Source organism: Planctopirus limnophila DSM 3776, from assembly GCF_000092105.1.
GTDB classification, from domain to species: domain Bacteria; phylum Planctomycetota; class Planctomycetia; order Planctomycetales; family Planctomycetaceae; genus Planctopirus; species Planctopirus limnophila.
Map to the genome: position 1 here is coordinate 3,246,116 of NC_014148.1, position 16,120 is coordinate 3,262,235.

The following is a 16,120-nucleotide window of genomic DNA, read 5'->3' on the forward strand; positions in this document are numbered from 1 at the left end:
TTCATTGGAGAAATGAATGGAATGCGGGCGACCACCATCTGGCCAAACCTCGTTCAGCAGGCGATAATAACCAAGGTTTGATGCGTTCGCTGCGCCCCGGCCATCTTTCCTGAGAATTTGAAGACGTTTTTGATTCAAACCGCAGGTGACTCGCAAATTCACAAGAGGTTGAGAATCAAAACGATTCGATTGTTCTGCGGTGATTGGGATTACCCGGCAATCGGAGTTTTTGTAGTATTATGGAGTGAATGAAGGAAAACTGTATGGCAAAAGTTCATCCTCTGACTCTCCGACTAACGGACGAATTACAAGCTTTTGTTGATGCTAACAGTGGCGATGGTACGAATTTCACGAATCCGAGTGAGTTTGTCGAACACCTGTTGTGGCAGCGTAAACTGCAGGATGAAGCAGCACAGGTTCGCGAATCGATTGTTGCGGGCTACAACGACGCGATCGATGGTCATGTCGTACCTTATGAGGGTGATTTAAGGGCTCTCATGAAGAGAAATCCCTCATGACGTCTCGGCAACGTCAATTCATCCAATTGACGCGGCAAGCGCTGCTCGATCTTCAGAACATCTATGATGAATCCGTACTTCGATGGGGAGAACATGTTGCCGAGAAGTATCTGGATGAACTTCAGCAAGGTCTGGATCAGCTGCGAGAAAACTCAGACCTGCTTGAGCAGATAAATGATCTGCACGAATTTTTACGATTTTACCGAGTCAATAAGCATCTGATTGTTTGTGATACTTACCAACAATCGGTGGTAGTCCTGACAGTCATACACACAGCTCGTGATATCCCGGCCAGGCTCAGCGAACTTGTGCCTGGGTTAAAGAATGAAATTGACCTCCTTCATCATCGATTTCGCGAGCCTTCCGCAGACCAGATATAATTCTCCCGCACTGAATTCGCATCATGTATTCCACGTGGGATGAAAGCTCTCCTCATGACCACCGAATCGCGATGGATCTGGCCCTTTGAACTTACTGAAAAACTCGGCGAAGGGGGCATGGGTGTCGTTTACCGGGCGAGATATGTCGGTAATGATCGCGAAGTCGCACTGAAACTGTTGCCGGATGATGTCGCTCAGAATGCGACCATTCTTGCCCGATTCGAGCGGGAAATGGAGGTTCTCAAACAGTTACGCCACCCGAACGTGGTGCACTGCTTTGGTGGTGTCTGCAAAACGAAGCAGCGTTTCTACGCGATGGAACTTGTCGAAGGCGGCACACTGGCTGATGAACTTCGCAAGAAAGGGCGATATTCATGGGACAAAGTGATCGAAATGGGCATGCAGATGTGTGCCGGGCTGGGCTATGCTCATGAGCAAGGCGTCATCCACCGCGACGTCAAACCAGGAAACTTCCTCATTGGGAAAAACGGTCAACTGAAGCTGGCCGATTTTGGCCTGGCAACGATCACCTCGGGGCAGAAGATCACGAAAGCGGGCAAAACGGTCGGTACTTTTTACTATATGGCCCCGGAGCAGATTCGTGGCAAGCCTCCCGTTTCTGCCCGCACCGATCTCTATGCCCTCGGCTGTGTTCTGTTCGAATTGCTGACGGGCAATCCCCCGTATATGGGAAATCACCCGGCGGAAACTTTGCAGAAACATGTCGACGCACCGATCCCGCATGTGGCCACACGCATGCTCGATTGCCCCGCTGCACTCGATGCGCTGATTGTCGATCTATTGGCAAAAAATCCCGAGGCGCGCCCCGCCTCGGCTGCCATAGTCGCCAAGCGTCTGGAAGCCATTGCGCTCCCTTCACGCGGGACTGCCGCTGATGTTGATCACCAGGCTGTGACACCTTCGTCGGACAACTTTTTCCTGAAGGCGGCTCTTGGAAGTCTACCAGCAGTGACTCATGGGCCCGCGATTCAATCGACCGTCCGCATGGATTCAGACGAAGAGATTGCTACAGCACCTGCAGGAACCTTAAGAACACAACAATCGCTAATCATCGGCGTCGTCATCCTCTCAATACTGTTGATTGAAGCCTGTTTTGCCTACCGCACGGCGAGTTTTCGCCTGGAAAAAATCGAGGCCGCATGGCGCGAAAAGCTTACTGGAACAGACTCTGGTGAACGACAACAAGCTGTCGCCACTCTGCTTTCGTTCGATCAACTCGGCCAGAAAACAGCGACAGCCGCTGGTCAACTCCTTGACCGCCCGGAACCAGAAGCCCGTAAAGCGGGTCTGAAGCTTTTGGGAAAACCCTGGCCACAATCCTCACGCTTTGCTGAGATCGCCCTGCGACTTCAAAAAGCCGATCCCGAACAGGATGTCCGCTATCAGGCCAGTGAGTTCGCCAATGCCATCAAAAATGAACCCGAACAACCCTCATCAGGCTTCTGGACTCGATTAATCCTCTGGCTCGCGGTTATTGCGGCAGTCACGCTCTATTTGAATCGAGAGTCTTTACTCAAACGCAAAATGTAAATAACCAGTCGATCATTGTAAATCCTGACTATTCTCATCAACTCCCGTTTCAAAACTCTCTCGATTCTTCAGATAAAGCGCCGATCCACCGAGAATTACGATTCCCAGGACGATAAAGGCCACAATTCGATAGAACGAATCCAGCTCGGCCAGGTCGATCATAAAGACCTTGATGGCCACGACCCCAAAGAGTCCGAGAGCCACATAACGCCACTCTTTCGCATGACGCGTAATACCATATAGCAACATTCCCAGAGCAAAGACCGACCAGAGCATCGAGACCGCGCCATCTCGCAAACCCGGGCTGAACACGCGGCACAGTTCGTAGATTTCTGCTGTCAACCAGCCAAACAGTAACAGCAGTGCGGTGATCGAGTACAACCGCTGCAGCATCAGACGATCTTCGCCTCGCTTCCCTGCAATCACAGCACTCGCCACCAGTGTTAATAACACCATTGCGACGTTGATCAGGCGATAAACCGCATTAACCCAGATTTGAATGTTTGAAACTTCGATCTCTGAGTCCAGCCATGCGTACGGCAAGGTGTATTGAATTCCAATCTCGCTCATCGGATTCAGATCAACAAAGACCAGTTTTCCTAACAGGGCAATCATCATCATGAGGCTTAAGGCGAGCTGAATGGGCGATTGCCGACGATTCGAGGCCAGCAACAGGCCCAGGGTATAGCCCGCCCAGATTGCTGTGATGGCCAGATATCTCAGACGCTCATCAAAGTAGCCCAATGTTCTAACACATTCGGCATTGAGATAAATAAACAGCAAGACATAGCTGGCTACATTCAGAACACCTGCCAACTGCTGTGCAAACGATAGTGGAGCCAGGTCGTTCGCCTGACGAAGCTGCCGGAATTCACTTTCGATACCGACTGAATCCAGCGGTTGCCGCTGGAAGTAACCCACAATCCAGAGACCCGCGACAGGAATCCCGAACTGAACCAGACGTTCCAGGAACTGGAGAATCACGAGTTTCACCGGCATTGTTGACGCCAGGTTCGATGAAAATCCAAGTGGAAAATCAAAGCCGACCAGCCGGATCATCACCAGCAGGCAGACCAGCGAACCCGACAATCGCAGGAGTTCACTGCCAATTTTCTTCCCCATCCAGGCCAGAGTGATCGCAACGGCTGCCCAGACAACAGTAATCCACTTCTCGGAAACGGCCAGCGGAATAGCAATGACTAGAAAAATTAACGATAGAGCGGTAAACGCAATCGACAGAGGACGATCCACCAGTTGACGCTGCAAGAGAGCAAAGGCATGCAGTGTGTAAAAGACAGACAAACCTATGGATATGACCGCCATCATCCTCTGGCCATAAACAGGTTCAATCAGTTGGTAGACCTGAGTAAAGAAGACAGCCACATTGATGAGCAGCAGCAGGATATCCAGGGCATTGGAACGCTTTTTCCAGACAATCTGATACATGAATGTCATACAGGAGAAAAGCGAGAACATGCCTGCCAGCAGCCATGCGGCCTGTACGATCTTTTCCGGCTGATCGACTGGCAATGAGAGAATCACAATGCCATATGTTCCCAGGATATTGATCGTATGGATCAGCGGCCAGTAGACTCGGAGCGACATCAGAAAGATGCCTGCTCCTAATATCAGCAGGTAAATATAGAGCGAAATCACATTTCCATTTCCACTAATTAGAAATGGTGTCGCGTAGCCACCCAGCGTTCCAATCACGGCAATTAACTGAGAGCGGAACCCGACTGCCAGAACGCCACTCGTGATGGTCATCGCGATCATCAATCCGAAACCCGTGGGCTCGTCGATAAGTTTGAGCAGGAACATGGCGGCATAGATACAGAAATAGAGCGTGGTGACACCGCCTCCCATGAGGGCATGCCCCAGCAGGCGGAACTTCCCGGGGAGTAACCAGATCCCGCCACCAACCAGCCCCACACCTGTGACAACCGCCATCATCAGCCGTGCGAAAGGAGAAATGAGGCCTTTCTCAATCGAATACTGCAGGAAGAACCCCACGCCCAGGATCAACACCAGAATGCCAATACGCATTAACCACTGGCTGGCGATGGCATATTCGAGCGAAACACCTTTCGGAATCTGATCTTCGCCAATAAAGATCCAGTTGCGAATTTTCTTCAGGACGTCATAGGCCTGCGTCTCGAATTCCGACATTTCGGTTGTTGCAGGAACCGCTTCAGAAACAGGCTTCACTTCTGGTTTGGCTGCAGAGGTAGCCTGGGCCTGGCTGTGACTTCGATGGAGACTCTCCAGCCGAGCTTCACGCGTGGCCTCACGCGTTTTCTCTTTCGCCGTCCAAGGCACAGCCGCTGCCACTTCCGGTTCGTCGATGAAGTCCTCCAATTCAGCAACAACGACTGGCTGGGTGACACTGAGAGGTTTCTGAATGTTCGGCGTCACTTCCGCAGGGATGGTCGATGGCGGTGAATCAGCAGTTGGAGCTGCCACCAGTGGTGACTCGCTGACCACCTGTTTAGGAACAACAGGAACGGAGGCTGCCGGTGGATCGACGTCTGCCGTTGGCTGGGGAGCGCTGGATCTGGAGATCGTTGCTTCAGGCCTGGAAGCGAGCGTCGCAATGCGATCGATCTCGCGTCCCTGAGCGTTGAGTAAGTCGCGGAGCTGTTCTGTGCGGGTGAGCAACCGGCTCATCTGTGTGAGCATTTCCTCCTTCAGCTTGGCCAGCATGCCCACCATCACAAACGGCATAATCAGCATCATGCCCAAAAACAGAATGCCGATCAGACCGTAGAATACTTCCATGACCAGCTTCCTTTTCGCCAATCCCCGATGAGCGCGTCCGTTTCAGCATTGATCGAAATGATCTCTCTCGCGAGATATGCGAGTGCTGTCGGCCCGGTCATTTTCTGAAGAGCAACCTCAAACTATGCAAAGTATGGAATACGACTGCTGCTCATGATGACTCGAGGTCCGCTACAACCTCGAAAAGACGAAAAGAAGAGTCGGTTCTTGCTGACTCTTCCCTCTCCAACGACCCCATAGCCAAGTGACACCAGGCGAATTCCGCACTTATCGTCGGATGCATGTATAAAAATGTCCACATCGACCTGTGGCAGATGCCTTAGATCTCCCCATTTTTCTGCCAGAATTCGATGGAAAAAGAGAGTGGCAAAAGAAGTTGTCGATCGATTACTATAAAGAATCAATGCCTGCTGATCCGTCCCGCCTGCCCGATCGGAGCCCGCCATGTTCAGCCCTGCCAGCCGCCGTCGTTTCCTTCGCGACCTGGGTGTCTCTGCTGCCGCACTCCCATTTGCTTTGAATCTGCCCAGCCTCGCTCTGGCCAATTCCACAACCCGCAAACAACGGCTGGTGGTGATCTTCAGCCCTAACGGCATCGTTCCAAAAACATTCTGGCCTAAAGAGACAGGCGCCGAGTTTGAACTGCCGGAAAGCGTCGCTCCGCTGGCTCCTTTCAAAGATCGCCTGCTGTTCCTGAAGGGTGTTTCCGACCGCATTGGTGGCGACGGTGATAACCACATGCGCGGCATCGGTTGTCTCCTGACAGGGATCGAACTCTTCCCGGGCAACATTCAGGGTGGCTCGCATACACCTGCTGGTTGGGCGAGCGGAATTTCGGTCGATCAGGAGATCAAAACCTTCCTGCAATCGCGGCCCGAAACGCGTACTCGATTTGGCTCACTCGAATTTGGGGTGATGGTTCCCGAGCGGGCCGATACGTGGACTCGCATGGTCTACGCCGCCGGCAATAAACCCATCGCGCCGATTGACGATCCTTACCAGATGTTCCATAAACTTTACGGCCGCATGAAAGATCAGGCCAATCTGGGGAGCATCCTCGATGATGTGCTCGACGATCTCAAGCGGCTGGAAGCGAACGTCAGCCCGCGTGATCGTCAGTTGATCGAAGAGCACGCGTCGTTTGTGCGGGCCATGGAGCAGGAAATCGAATCTTCGAAGAACATGGAGATGGGTCATGCCATCCCTGTTCTTGAGCCGGGCCTGCGTCATGAAAATGACCAGATGCCACAACTCACAAAGCAGCAGACCGATCTGCTGGTGCATAGTTTCGCGGCTGATTTCAATCGCATTGCCACATTCCAGTTCACCAACTCAGTCGGTGGAGCCAAGATGCGATGGGCCGGTGTGGAAGAAGGTCATCACGAGCTTTCCCACGAGCCTGACAGCAACGAATCAGCTCAGGAAAAGCTGACGAAGATCAACAAGTGGTACTGCGAGCAGATTGCTTACCTGTGCCAGCAACTGGCCAACACACCGGAAGCTGACGGCAGCGGGAGCCTGCTCGATAATACGCTCGTCGTCTGGACAAACGAACTGGGCCAGGGGAACAGTCACACGCTGGATAACATTCCCTTTGTGATGATCGGCAACGCCCCCGGCTTCAAGATGGGCCAGTCGCTCAAGTTCGACCGCGTGCCGCACAACCGGCTGCTGCTCTCGATCGCCCACGCCTTCGGCCACCACCTCGACCGCTTCGGCAACCCCGACTACTGCAAAGACGGGCCATTGACGGGCATTGCATAGAGTCTGCCGCCCGCTCTTCAGGTAGGGTGCATGAAGTCCTCGAAATGCACCAGTCTTGGTTCAACTACCTCGCAAGCTGCATGAATTAAAAAAGGACTGGCTGATCAATGATCAGTCAGTCCTTTTTTTCGTCTCAACACAGCAGTAGAACTTGAGTAGACAAACAGCATTACCCCCTCTCAGGTTCAATCGATGCCCATCACCCCTTGACCGTCATCAGCGGTATCACTTCTGCCACGGGCCTGGCGATACCGGCGGCGGTGAGGGTTTCCACGACGGGAGCAATCCCTTTGAAGGCGAAGGGGGCTTCTTGTTTGATGTCGGCGAGCTTGGCTTCGAGGATATCGCGGCGCTGGCGGATTTCGGGGCGCCGCAGGTCGACCGGTGTGACAATGCGGAACGCCTTCAGAAAGGCTTCGAACTCGGCATGATGCCCCTTCATCGCGTCGCCGCGTGAGAGCGTGCGGCCTGCGCCATGGCTGGCACTGGACAGCGAGGCGGCATTCCCCTGCCCTACGAGGATGAAGCTGTTCGCCCCCATCGATCCCGGCACCAGCACTGGTTCCCCCTGATACGCGAACGGCGTCCCCTCCATCGCCTCGAACCCTCGCGCCGGACAAGCCCCTTTGCGGTGCAGCACGACCTCGGCTCCGTCGCGCTCCTCCTTCCAGACCAGATTGTGCGGGGCGTCGTAGAGGAGCGGGAAATCGGCTTTGCCCACCACTTGGCGCAGGCAATCGAGCGCCATGATCGCCAGGAACATGCGGTTGGCGAAGGCGAAGTTGGCGGCGTTATTGAGCGTGTCCCAGAAGAGTTCGGCTGTTTCGCGGTGAGCCTCGCCGGTCGGCAGGATGAAGATGCCGTTGTCGGGATGCTTGAGCCCGGCGGGATGGATCGCCCGCACCTTGTCGCGATAGTAGCCGCCGCAGAAGTGGCCGATGGAGACCGATCCGGTGTGGACCATGACCGTGACCATCCCCGGTTTCAGACCCCAGGCGTGGGCGACGGCCTTGTCGTGGATCTTGTCGATCCGCTGGATTTCCACAAAGTGGTTCCCGCCTCCAATGCTGCCAATCTGCCCATCCCGGCTGACCCGGTCGTCCGGCCCGAGGAAATCGTTCAAGCCAAGAGTCCGGTTCGACTTCAAGCTGCCACGCTGGTCGACGCGATCGAGTTCGCGACCAATGTCGAGATCATGGAACAGCCCCCAGAGTCCCTCAGTTTGCGACTTTGGCACTGACTCCAGCAGGCCGCTCAGGCCGTTTTTGAACAACGCTTCCCGCTGTCCACGCGACATGGGAATGTTGCGGCCCCCTTCGAAGTAAATGCGGCGACAGGCCGTCTCCAGTTCATCCAGTTTGCCGGTGACTTGCTCTGCCCGGAGGGATGTGACATGCAGCCGCATGCCACAATTGATGTCATTCCCGATGGCCTGCGGGACGACGAATCCCCTGGTCTGCAGCACCGTGCCGACGGGGATCCCTTTGGCCTTGTGGAAGTCGGGAGTTATGGCCACCTGCGTGATGCCCGGAGGTTCATCGAAGCTTCCCGGCGAAGCCTCCGCGACACGTTCGACAGTCTGCTGCAGACCGAGAAACTCGATCAACTCCGTGACCGCAGCCCCTTCGACCGGCACCTGCTCGTTGGCAAACAACACCGCATCGACGCCACGAGCGTTGTTCACACGCAAACGCGTGGCATCCAGACGTGTCAAACGAGGATCAATGGTCAAGATGGCGCCCACATCATTGGGAATTACATCAACAAGCGACTCCTAGACAAGACTGGAAGAAAAAGGTTCACCCAGCGTGTTATTTGAACAAAATGGCTTGAATCAGTGATACGCCATTGATTGCCTTGAGGTGAACGAACGGGCTGTACTCTATTCGTTCGAGATAACGTGTAAGCCGACAATGTTGTTAACACTTGTCAGCATGTCACCCGAAATCAGCAATCTGGTTGAATCCAGTGAATGCTAATCTCAAGGAGATCGTGTGCCCAAGATGTGGGAAAGTTTCGAGAGACCCAATTGGTCAATCCACCACTTTGGCTGATTGATGGTCTTCCTGTCTGCGAAGAGTTCACATAAATGGTTCACTTCGTGAAACGCGCCGTCCATGTCGCCGAGTATATAGAGAACTTGCGCGTTCTCCTGTTTGGGGCGAAAACGGTCGAACCACCGATGCGTTCGATAGGCCGCGACGCCATCAAGTGATGCAAATTCGAAGGCCAGTTGCTCCATTGCTGCTTTCAATTGCCTTTCTACGAGTTCAACATCGAGATCAGCTTGCACTGACCATTGTTTCGGCAAGTTATCAATGAGGCATTCGAGCCGATCCCGTGTACCACGAAAATCGCATTCGTATTCATTCGGTTTTTCAAGGATCTCAAGATTGGCCAGCTGGCAAATCTCATCAAACGCGACACCGACATTGACATAGAATATCTTCTCGTCGTGTGACGAGCTTTGGCTGAGCTGAAGATTGACGACCTGAATGACCTTTTCATGCCGACGATGAAAGTTCATCGCGGACTTGCGGAAACCGAGAGGCTTCAGGACGGATGTCACCGCTCGTTTTACTATTTCGTCGAAGAGGACATCCGCCGGGGACTTGCCAGGTGACATATGTGTCGAAGAACTTTCCTGCTACGATAATTGTGAAACAAATAACGAATTAGCCAATCATTTGAGCTATCGAATTATAAACTATGCCGGTGCATTTCGAGGACTTCATGTACACATACCTGAGTATGTGGCAGAATCCAATCACTTCAATGTTGTATGGCCATGTTTCACCAATCAGAAAGTCATGCGAATGAGCATCGAACATATCCGGGCCGCAATTGACGCTCAAGGAAGATGTCACACACTCGAATTTCGGCCCCGGACGCTATTAGAAGGCACCCTCTTTTCTGAAATCGATCGTTTTGTTGAATCCATAAACGATAACGAACCAGAATGGATAAAATTTCAAGGATTAGGGGAGAGGTGGGATGAAATCAACGAAGCCACAGCTGGCACCATCATTTGCAGAATCCTCGAATTCGACCTTGCATACAGTAGCTATCGAGAGATGGATGAAGCTGAAGCGATGGCAATTCGTGACTTGTTCCTTGCAATGTTTGATGACAAGGTGCGTTTTTTCACTAATGGAACATTCACCAATTACGGATGGAGTGGTAACTCCGTAGCGGGCGCGACATTCGAGACTGGAGTAATCGCAGTGGATTCGCAAAACATCGGAATGCTTTGGTGCCACGATGAGGACTAGGTGGCGGGCGACATCTCTACCCCGTACCTGTGATTTAGACTTCACACTCTGCTGAAGTAGCACCGTTAAACGAGACACCTTCACTCCGTCGTTACTTTGGCGCCCAAATAAGAACACCCGGCGTTCTGCGAAACGCCGGGTTATTCTTTTCATGCATTGACAAACAAAATCGATTACTCCGGCACGTGGGCGGCTTCTTCTTTTCGGCGGGTGGCGAGTTGGTCGAGAATCGCTTGGGCGGCGCCGGTGACGGGGATTTTTGTGGCTTCTGGAAGGTGGCGCCATTTGAGTTCGACCTGGCCTTCCTTTAATCCCTTTCCACCAATGACGACGCGGAGCGGAATGCCGATCAGGTCGGCATCTTTGAACTTGACGCCCGGCCTTTGATCGCGGTCGTCGATCAGCAGATCGACACCAGCGGCTGTCAGTTCTTTTTCCAACTGATTCACGACTTCATCGACCTCGGGATCGTTCACGCCAATCGTCGAAATGACGACGGAGTACGGAGCAATGGACAATGGTAAGACGAGGCCATTGTCATCAAATTTGGTTTCAGCCATCGAAGCGAGAATCCGGTTCACACCGATGCCGTAGCAACCCATGATGAGTGGCTGCCGGGTGGCGGCTTCGTCGTCGTAGGTGGCATTGAGCGAAACGCTGTATTTCGTCCCGAGTTTGAAGACGTGGCCCACTTCGATCCCGTGGACGAGTTCGAGAGTCCCTTCACCACGCGGGCTGGGATCACCGGCAGCCGCATTGCGCAGGTCGAAAGTTTCATACTCACCTTCAGCCGTCCTGGGGAGATCGAAATCTCGCCCCAATACGACGTTGGCGAGGTGATAATCTTCGGCATTCGCACCGACGACAGCGGGAACGACCTGAGGGATATCATGGTCGGCCACAAAGCGGCACTTCAAACCGACAGGCCCGGCAAAGCCAATGGGAGCACTGGAAACCTTGAAAACCGTCGCGGCATCGGCCATTTCCAGAGTTTTGGCGCCCAGAGCGCGGCGAATTTTTCCTTCGTTCGCTTCGTTATCGCCTCGCAAAAGGACGGCCACAGGCTCACCATCGGCCAGAAAGATCAAGGTCTTGATCAGTTGTGTCGGCTGGCAGTTCAGCAGGCGGCACAGGGCATCGATACTCCCCACGTTGGGAGTATGCAGTTTTTCCGATGCGGGAAGAGCCGTATCAACTGGTTTGACCTGGCTGCGGACACGACCTGTCTCGGCACGCTCCAGATTGGCGGCGTAGCGTGTCTTGCGGCAGAAGACGATCTGGTCTTCGCCATTGGCAGCGGGGGCCATGAACTCGTGAGAGGCATCGCCACCAATGGGCCCACTTTCGGCCTCGACGGGAAGATATTCCAGACCGCAGCGGGCGAAGATGCGGCAGTAGGCGCGATAAATCTTCTGATAAGTCTCCGACAGCGATTCGACCGAAGAGTGGAAGCTGTACGCATCCTTCATGATGAATTCGCTGGTGCGCAAGACTCCAAAGCGAGGCCGTTCTTCGTTCCGGAATTTGGTTTGAATCTGGTAAACCGTCATGGGTAACTGGCGGTAGCTGCTGATGTGACGCGACATGAGATCAGTCACAACTTCTTCGTGAGTCGGCCCCAGTGCCAGATGGACCTGATGATTCTGCCGGCGGATGTTGAAGTTGATAAGGACGTTGCCAAAGGCCTCTTTGCGGCCTGTCCGTTCGAAGAGATCGATGGGCTGGAGGGCGGGCATCAACATTTCGAGCGCGCCGGTGGCGTCCATCTCTTCGCGGATGATGGCTTCAATTTTGCGGATCGAACGCCAGCCCAGCGGCAAATAGGTGTAAGCACCGGCCATCAATTGACGCACATAGCCGGCACGCAGCATGAGCTGGTGGCTGGGAATTTCGGCATCAGAAGGATTTTCTTTGAGCGTGGGAATGAAAGACTGTGACCAGCGCACGAGTAACATCCTTGAAATATGGCAGATAGCAACCGGGCTTAACGTGAATGGCGAGCAGGGATTGTAAAGAAGAGACGATGCTCTTGAAAGCGAGGTTCGTTCGCAGGCATCAGCAGCGCTGGCTCCTGTCGGGAGTTTGGCTTGCGTTTTTTCACGACACTCTTCGCTCTGAGTTTCGAGTTAAGGAATTGACCAGAAACGCCGGAATTGACCGATTCCCCTGTTTCCGGGATGATTCCCATTGAACTTTGAGCGAACTTGAACCTGCCACCCTGATTTCGCGTCTGGCCTGAATTCTCGATTCATCAGGCAATGAACAGGTTCTGGGCAGGAATTCCAAGACCACCTCGATTGTTGAACTCCGGTATTCGTTTGGGAAATTTGTCGCGATGTCCTGGCAAGCGTACTCACAAGATATTGGTCAAGCGGCACGAAATGCTTCCGTGGCATTGCGGAATGTTTCCCCGGCCCGCAAGACTCAAGGTGTGCTGGCCATTGCCAGAGCCTTGCGCAGCCAGTCGGCGGCGATTCTCGCTGCGAATGCGAAAGATATCGAAGCAGCCCCCGGCTTTGGACTGAACTCGGCGGCGATTGATCGACTGCGACTTTCGACAGACCGCATTGAGGCGATGGCGCGGGCCGTCGAAGAAGTAGCCGCACTCCCTGATCCTGTGGGAGCTGTCATTGATGGTTCGATTCGGCCAAACGGGCTGCAGGTGCAGCGAATTCGAGTTCCACTGGGTGTCGTACTGTTCATTTACGAATCCCGTCCGAATGTGACCACAGACGCTGCCGCCTTATGCCTCAAGAGCGGGAATGCGGTGATTTTACGGGGTGGCAAAGAGGCCATGCACTCGAACATGTGCCTGGGTGAAATTGTGCAGGGGGCTGTGGCTGAAGCGGGTTTACCCCCTGCCCTTGTCCAGATTGTCAATACACCAGCCCGGGAAGTGGTCGGAGAACTGCTGCGACTGAACACTTTGATTGATGTGGTGATCCCGCGTGGTGGGAAGTCGCTGATTGAGCGGGTGATGTCAGAAGCGACGATGCCGGTCATTAAACATTACGACGGCGTTTGCCATGTCTATATCGACGCGAGTGCTGATCTGGATATGGCCAGCCGGATTCTGGAAAACAGCAAATGCCAGCGAACCGGGGTCTGCAATGCGGCTGAATGTGTGCTGGTGCATGCAGCGATTGCCGAAAAGTTTCTGCCCCGACTGGGCGAAATCATGTCCCGGCGCGGGCTCCAGGTGCGTGGCTGCTCGAAAACTTGCTCTTTATTACCAGAAGCTCAAGCAGCCGAGGAAAACGATTACCGCACAGAGTATCTGGACATGATCATCTCCTGCAAAGTCGTCGATGCTCTCGAGCAGGCGATAGGACACATTGAGACATATGGTTCACACCATACCGACTGCATTATTACCGATGATTACTCTGCTGCTCAGCAGTTTGTGCAGGAGGTCGATTCTGCGGCTGTCATGGTCAATGCCAGTACGCGGTTCAATGATGGGGGAGAACTGGGCCTGGGAGCAGAAATTGGCATCAGCACTGATAAGTTTCATGCCCGTGGCCCTTGTGGACTGACTGAATTGACGAGTTACAAGTATGTTGTTCGTGGGGCTGGGCAAATCCGTGGCTAAACCAGAGAGAATGCCTTACCAGTTGTCAGCAGGGATGAGAGACGAGCAGCGTATTGGCAGTGATCTGAGCTAAACAAAGAATTTCGACTGAGTTCATTTCGACGGAATTTATCTCGACAGGGAAGTGGAGAGACAACATGGCCGATGTACTCAGCCAGTCGGAAGTAGAGACACTGCTGGCAGCACTCGATCCGGCTCCACGCAGTAATGCTGGTTCTGCCATGAGCGGCCCGGCACCCAGTTCGACACCAGTCCGTCGGCGAGAAAATGGGCCGCAGATCAGTGTTTACGATTTCAAGCGTCCCGAGCGCGTCAGTAAAGAACAGATGCGTGCCTTTCAGGCATTGCACGAAGGTTTCAGCCGGGAGTTTGGCGCTGCACTTTCGGGGATGCTGCGAGCGATTGTCGAAGTCAAACTGATCAGCGTGGATCAATTAACGTACAGCGAGTTTGTCTTCAGCCTGGAGAACCCCACCTGCTTCAACCTCCTCGAATCGAAAGGTCTTGAAGGACATCTGATCCTGGATTTGAGTCCTTCGATCATTTTTCCGATTGTGGATCGTCTCTTAGGTGGTGGGAAAGAAAGCATCCCGAGCATTCCCAGTCGGCCGCTCACTGAGATTGAACTGCAACTGGTGTCGCGGATCACATTACTGGTGATCAATGGGCTTGAAAACGCATGGCATAACGTGTGCAGCCTGGGCCTGAAGGTAACTCAGATCGAGAGTAACCCTCAACTGGTGCAGATTGTGCCACCGAACGAAGTGATTGTGCTGGTCAGTTTTGAGATCACGATGGGTGAAGTCCGCGGCATCATGAACCTGTGTATTCCATTCAATACGATCGAGCCACTTTCCGGAAAACTCTCGTCGGACACATGGTCGGCTTATCAGAAGAAGGGGCTTGATCCCAAACAGCGAGTGATTCTGGAAGACGGGCTTTCCAAGGCCGCCGTCAAAATGATTGTGAATCTGGCACACACTCGACTCACAGCGCGAGACCTGGCTCATCTGGCTGTGGGAGATGTGATCATGACTGAACACCCCAAAGAAGATGGGTTGGAAGTGGTGGTCGAGGGCTGCCCGATGTTTATGGCGAAACCCGGTGCCGTCAAAGGGAAAAAGGCCATTCGCGTCACGGGAATGGTGGCCCACAGCCGGGATATTCTGCGCGAAAAGCTGCAAGCGGCCGCAGAATCATCGACCACTAAAACGGCGCCAGCTGTCACTGAACCGAAAACCAATCCACCCAAGCCCCGGACCTAACTGACATTTGTGGTGCAAGTTCCCCAATGCACGTCATGCCATCAAATACATTAACGAGTATTGATTTGTATCCACCGCCGGATATGCTGAACGTGACTAACTGATCCACCGAAAATAGATGTCAAAAAAACTTCAATTTGCGGCAACTTGTTGACTCAGTACGATTTCCGGTATAAATCAGTTGAGACAAGGTGCAGTCGAGAAGGGCAATTGCTTGCCAGACGCCACCTCACGGCTGATTCCATGCAGTTTGCGGCCATTGGATATTTGAGATAACTTCTTTCCTTACTGGAGATTACGGCAATCGAAACGACGCATCGTATTAATGATCAGATTCGACTTTCCCCAATTCGGGTGGTTGATCACGAAGGGAAAATGTTAGGAGTGATCCCCACCTCGGAAGCCATGCGTGTGGCGCTCGAAGTTGGCATGGATCTCGTTGAGGTCGCTCCTGGCGAGCGCCCTCCGGTCTGCCGAATCATGGATTACGGCAAGTTCAAGTATGAACAGAAGAAAAAACACGCAAATTCGGCCAAGCAGCATCAGGTGCAGATTAAGGAAATCCGTCTCCGCCCCAAAACTGGTGAACACGACATCGAGTTTAAGGTGAAGCAGGCGAAGGAATTTCTGTCGCAAAAAGACAAAGTGAAGCTGAATATCATCTTTCGTGGTCGTGAAAATGCGCATCACGATCGCGGTAAAGAAATTCTCGCGAACATTATCCAGCAGTTGGCAGAGCACTGTAAAGTTGAGCAAATGCCCAAACTGGAAGGTGGACGCAACATGATTGCCGTACTGGCTCCCAAGACATAACACGTTGACTTAACAGCAGATGCAAACAGTCGAATTGCATCACAAACGTGATTATTCTGAGAGATCACCGGCTCACTTCGCCTGCTTTCCATCCATCGGCTCATTCATCATTCTGCGTTCTTGAGTGATTGAGCGCGATCGCTGGAAATTTACCGGGCCACTGAACTATACTCCCCGTTCCTGAATT

12 protein-coding genes are annotated in these 16,120 nt (G+C 53.2%); 8 read left to right on the forward strand and 4 right to left on the reverse strand.

Going from position 1 to position 16,120, the window contains the following annotated elements:
• The first annotated feature begins 263 nt into the window (after positions 1-263).
• The 3 genes from PLIM_RS12825 to PLIM_RS22920 are packed head-to-tail and all read left to right on the forward strand — an operon-like array spanning position 264 to position 2,449.
• Complete coding sequence (locus PLIM_RS12825) at positions 264-518, forward strand: ribbon-helix-helix domain-containing protein (protein WP_013110747.1); 255 nt, start codon at positions 264-266, stop codon at positions 516-518.
• Positions 515-898, forward strand: coding sequence for a type II toxin-antitoxin system RelE/ParE family toxin (locus PLIM_RS12830; protein WP_013110748.1), 384 nt, complete (start codon positions 515-517; stop codon positions 896-898). Before PLIM_RS12825 ends, PLIM_RS12830 begins: the two co-directional genes overlap by 4 nt.
• A gap of 54 nt (positions 899-952) precedes the next feature.
• Entirely contained in the window at positions 953-2,449 is a 1,497-nt protein-coding gene (locus PLIM_RS22920; protein WP_052301573.1) for a serine/threonine-protein kinase, read from the forward strand.
• A 12-nt stretch (positions 2,450-2,461) separates the two neighbouring features.
• On the opposite strand, the gene PLIM_RS12840 is transcribed toward PLIM_RS22920, so the two are convergent.
• Entirely contained in the window at positions 2,462-5,227 is a 2,766-nt protein-coding gene (locus tag PLIM_RS12840; RefSeq protein WP_013110750.1) for a DUF2339 domain-containing protein, read from the reverse strand.
• 444 nt (positions 5,228-5,671) lie between these two features.
• Here PLIM_RS12840 and PLIM_RS12850 point away from each other — a divergent pair, with 444 nt between their 5' ends.
• A complete protein-coding gene (locus PLIM_RS12850) occupies positions 5,672-6,991 on the forward strand; it encodes a DUF1552 domain-containing protein (RefSeq protein WP_013110751.1) in 1,320 nt (439 codons plus the stop codon).
• Between the two features lie 199 nt (positions 6,992-7,190).
• Here PLIM_RS12850 and PLIM_RS12855 read toward each other — a convergent pair whose 3' ends face one another.
• Positions 7,191-8,723 (reverse strand): RtcB family protein, encoded by a 1,533-nt coding sequence (locus tag PLIM_RS12855; RefSeq protein ID WP_230849302.1) that lies wholly within the window; start codon positions 8,721-8,723, stop codon positions 7,191-7,193.
• 249 nt (positions 8,724-8,972) lie between these two features.
• On the reverse strand, positions 8,973-9,617 hold the full coding sequence (locus PLIM_RS22925) for a DUF4304 domain-containing protein (RefSeq protein ID WP_013110753.1): 645 nt from the start codon (positions 9,615-9,617) through the stop codon (positions 8,973-8,975).
• 190 nt (positions 9,618-9,807) lie between these two features.
• Here PLIM_RS22925 and PLIM_RS12865 point away from each other — a divergent pair, with 190 nt between their 5' ends.
• Positions 9,808-10,263, forward strand: coding sequence for a hypothetical protein (locus PLIM_RS12865; RefSeq protein WP_041401712.1), 456 nt, complete (start codon positions 9,808-9,810; stop codon positions 10,261-10,263).
• Positions 10,264-10,436: 173 nt separating this feature from the next.
• Here the strand turns inward: PLIM_RS12865 and PLIM_RS12870 are convergent, their stop codons facing one another.
• Positions 10,437-12,209: a proline--tRNA ligase gene (locus PLIM_RS12870; RefSeq protein ID WP_013110755.1), complete on the reverse strand. Its 1,773-nt coding sequence runs from the start codon at positions 12,207-12,209 to the stop codon at positions 10,437-10,439.
• 389 nt (positions 12,210-12,598) lie between these two features.
• On the opposite strand from PLIM_RS12870, the gene PLIM_RS12880 reads away from it, so the two are divergent.
• The 3 genes from PLIM_RS12880 (at position 12,599) to infC (ending at position 15,933) form a co-directional block, all read left to right on the forward strand.
• Positions 12,599-13,855 carry a glutamate-5-semialdehyde dehydrogenase gene (locus PLIM_RS12880; RefSeq protein ID WP_013110756.1) on the forward strand — a complete coding sequence of 419 codons (1,257 nt, stop codon included), beginning with the start codon at positions 12,599-12,601 and terminating at the stop codon, positions 13,853-13,855.
• A 137-nt stretch (positions 13,856-13,992) separates the two neighbouring features.
• On the forward strand, positions 13,993-15,120 hold the full coding sequence (gene fliM / locus PLIM_RS12885) for a flagellar motor switch protein FliM (protein ID WP_013110757.1): 1,128 nt from the start codon (positions 13,993-13,995) through the stop codon (positions 15,118-15,120).
• 303 nt (positions 15,121-15,423) lie between these two features.
• A complete protein-coding gene (infC, locus tag PLIM_RS12890; RefSeq protein WP_390416245.1) occupies positions 15,424-15,933 on the forward strand; it encodes a translation initiation factor IF-3 in 510 nt (169 codons plus the stop codon).
• Positions 15,934-16,120: the final 187 nt, after the last annotated feature.

Bases quoted from the DNA above. Each gene is read 5' to 3' on its own strand.
- PLIM_RS12825 (WP_013110747.1), top strand. From the start codon at position 264: ATGGCAAAAGTTCATCCTCTGACTCTCCGACTAACGGACGAATTACAA.
- PLIM_RS12830 (WP_013110748.1), top strand. From the start codon at position 515: ATGACGTCTCGGCAACGTCAATTCATCCAATTGACGCGGCAAGCGCTG.
- PLIM_RS22920 (WP_052301573.1), top strand. From the start codon at position 953: ATGACCACCGAATCGCGATGGATCTGGCCCTTTGAACTTACTGAAAAA.
- PLIM_RS12840 (WP_013110750.1), bottom strand. From the start codon at position 5,227: ATGGAAGTATTCTACGGTCTGATCGGCATTCTGTTTTTGGGCATGATG.
- PLIM_RS12850 (WP_013110751.1), top strand. From the start codon at position 5,672: ATGTTCAGCCCTGCCAGCCGCCGTCGTTTCCTTCGCGACCTGGGTGTC.
- PLIM_RS22925 (WP_013110753.1), bottom strand. From the start codon at position 9,617: ATGTCACCTGGCAAGTCCCCGGCGGATGTCCTCTTCGACGAAATAGTA.
- PLIM_RS12865 (WP_041401712.1), top strand. From the start codon at position 9,808: ATGAGCATCGAACATATCCGGGCCGCAATTGACGCTCAAGGAAGATGT.
- PLIM_RS12880 (WP_013110756.1), top strand. From the start codon at position 12,599: ATGTCCTGGCAAGCGTACTCACAAGATATTGGTCAAGCGGCACGAAAT.
- fliM (WP_013110757.1), top strand. From the start codon at position 13,993: ATGGCCGATGTACTCAGCCAGTCGGAAGTAGAGACACTGCTGGCAGCA.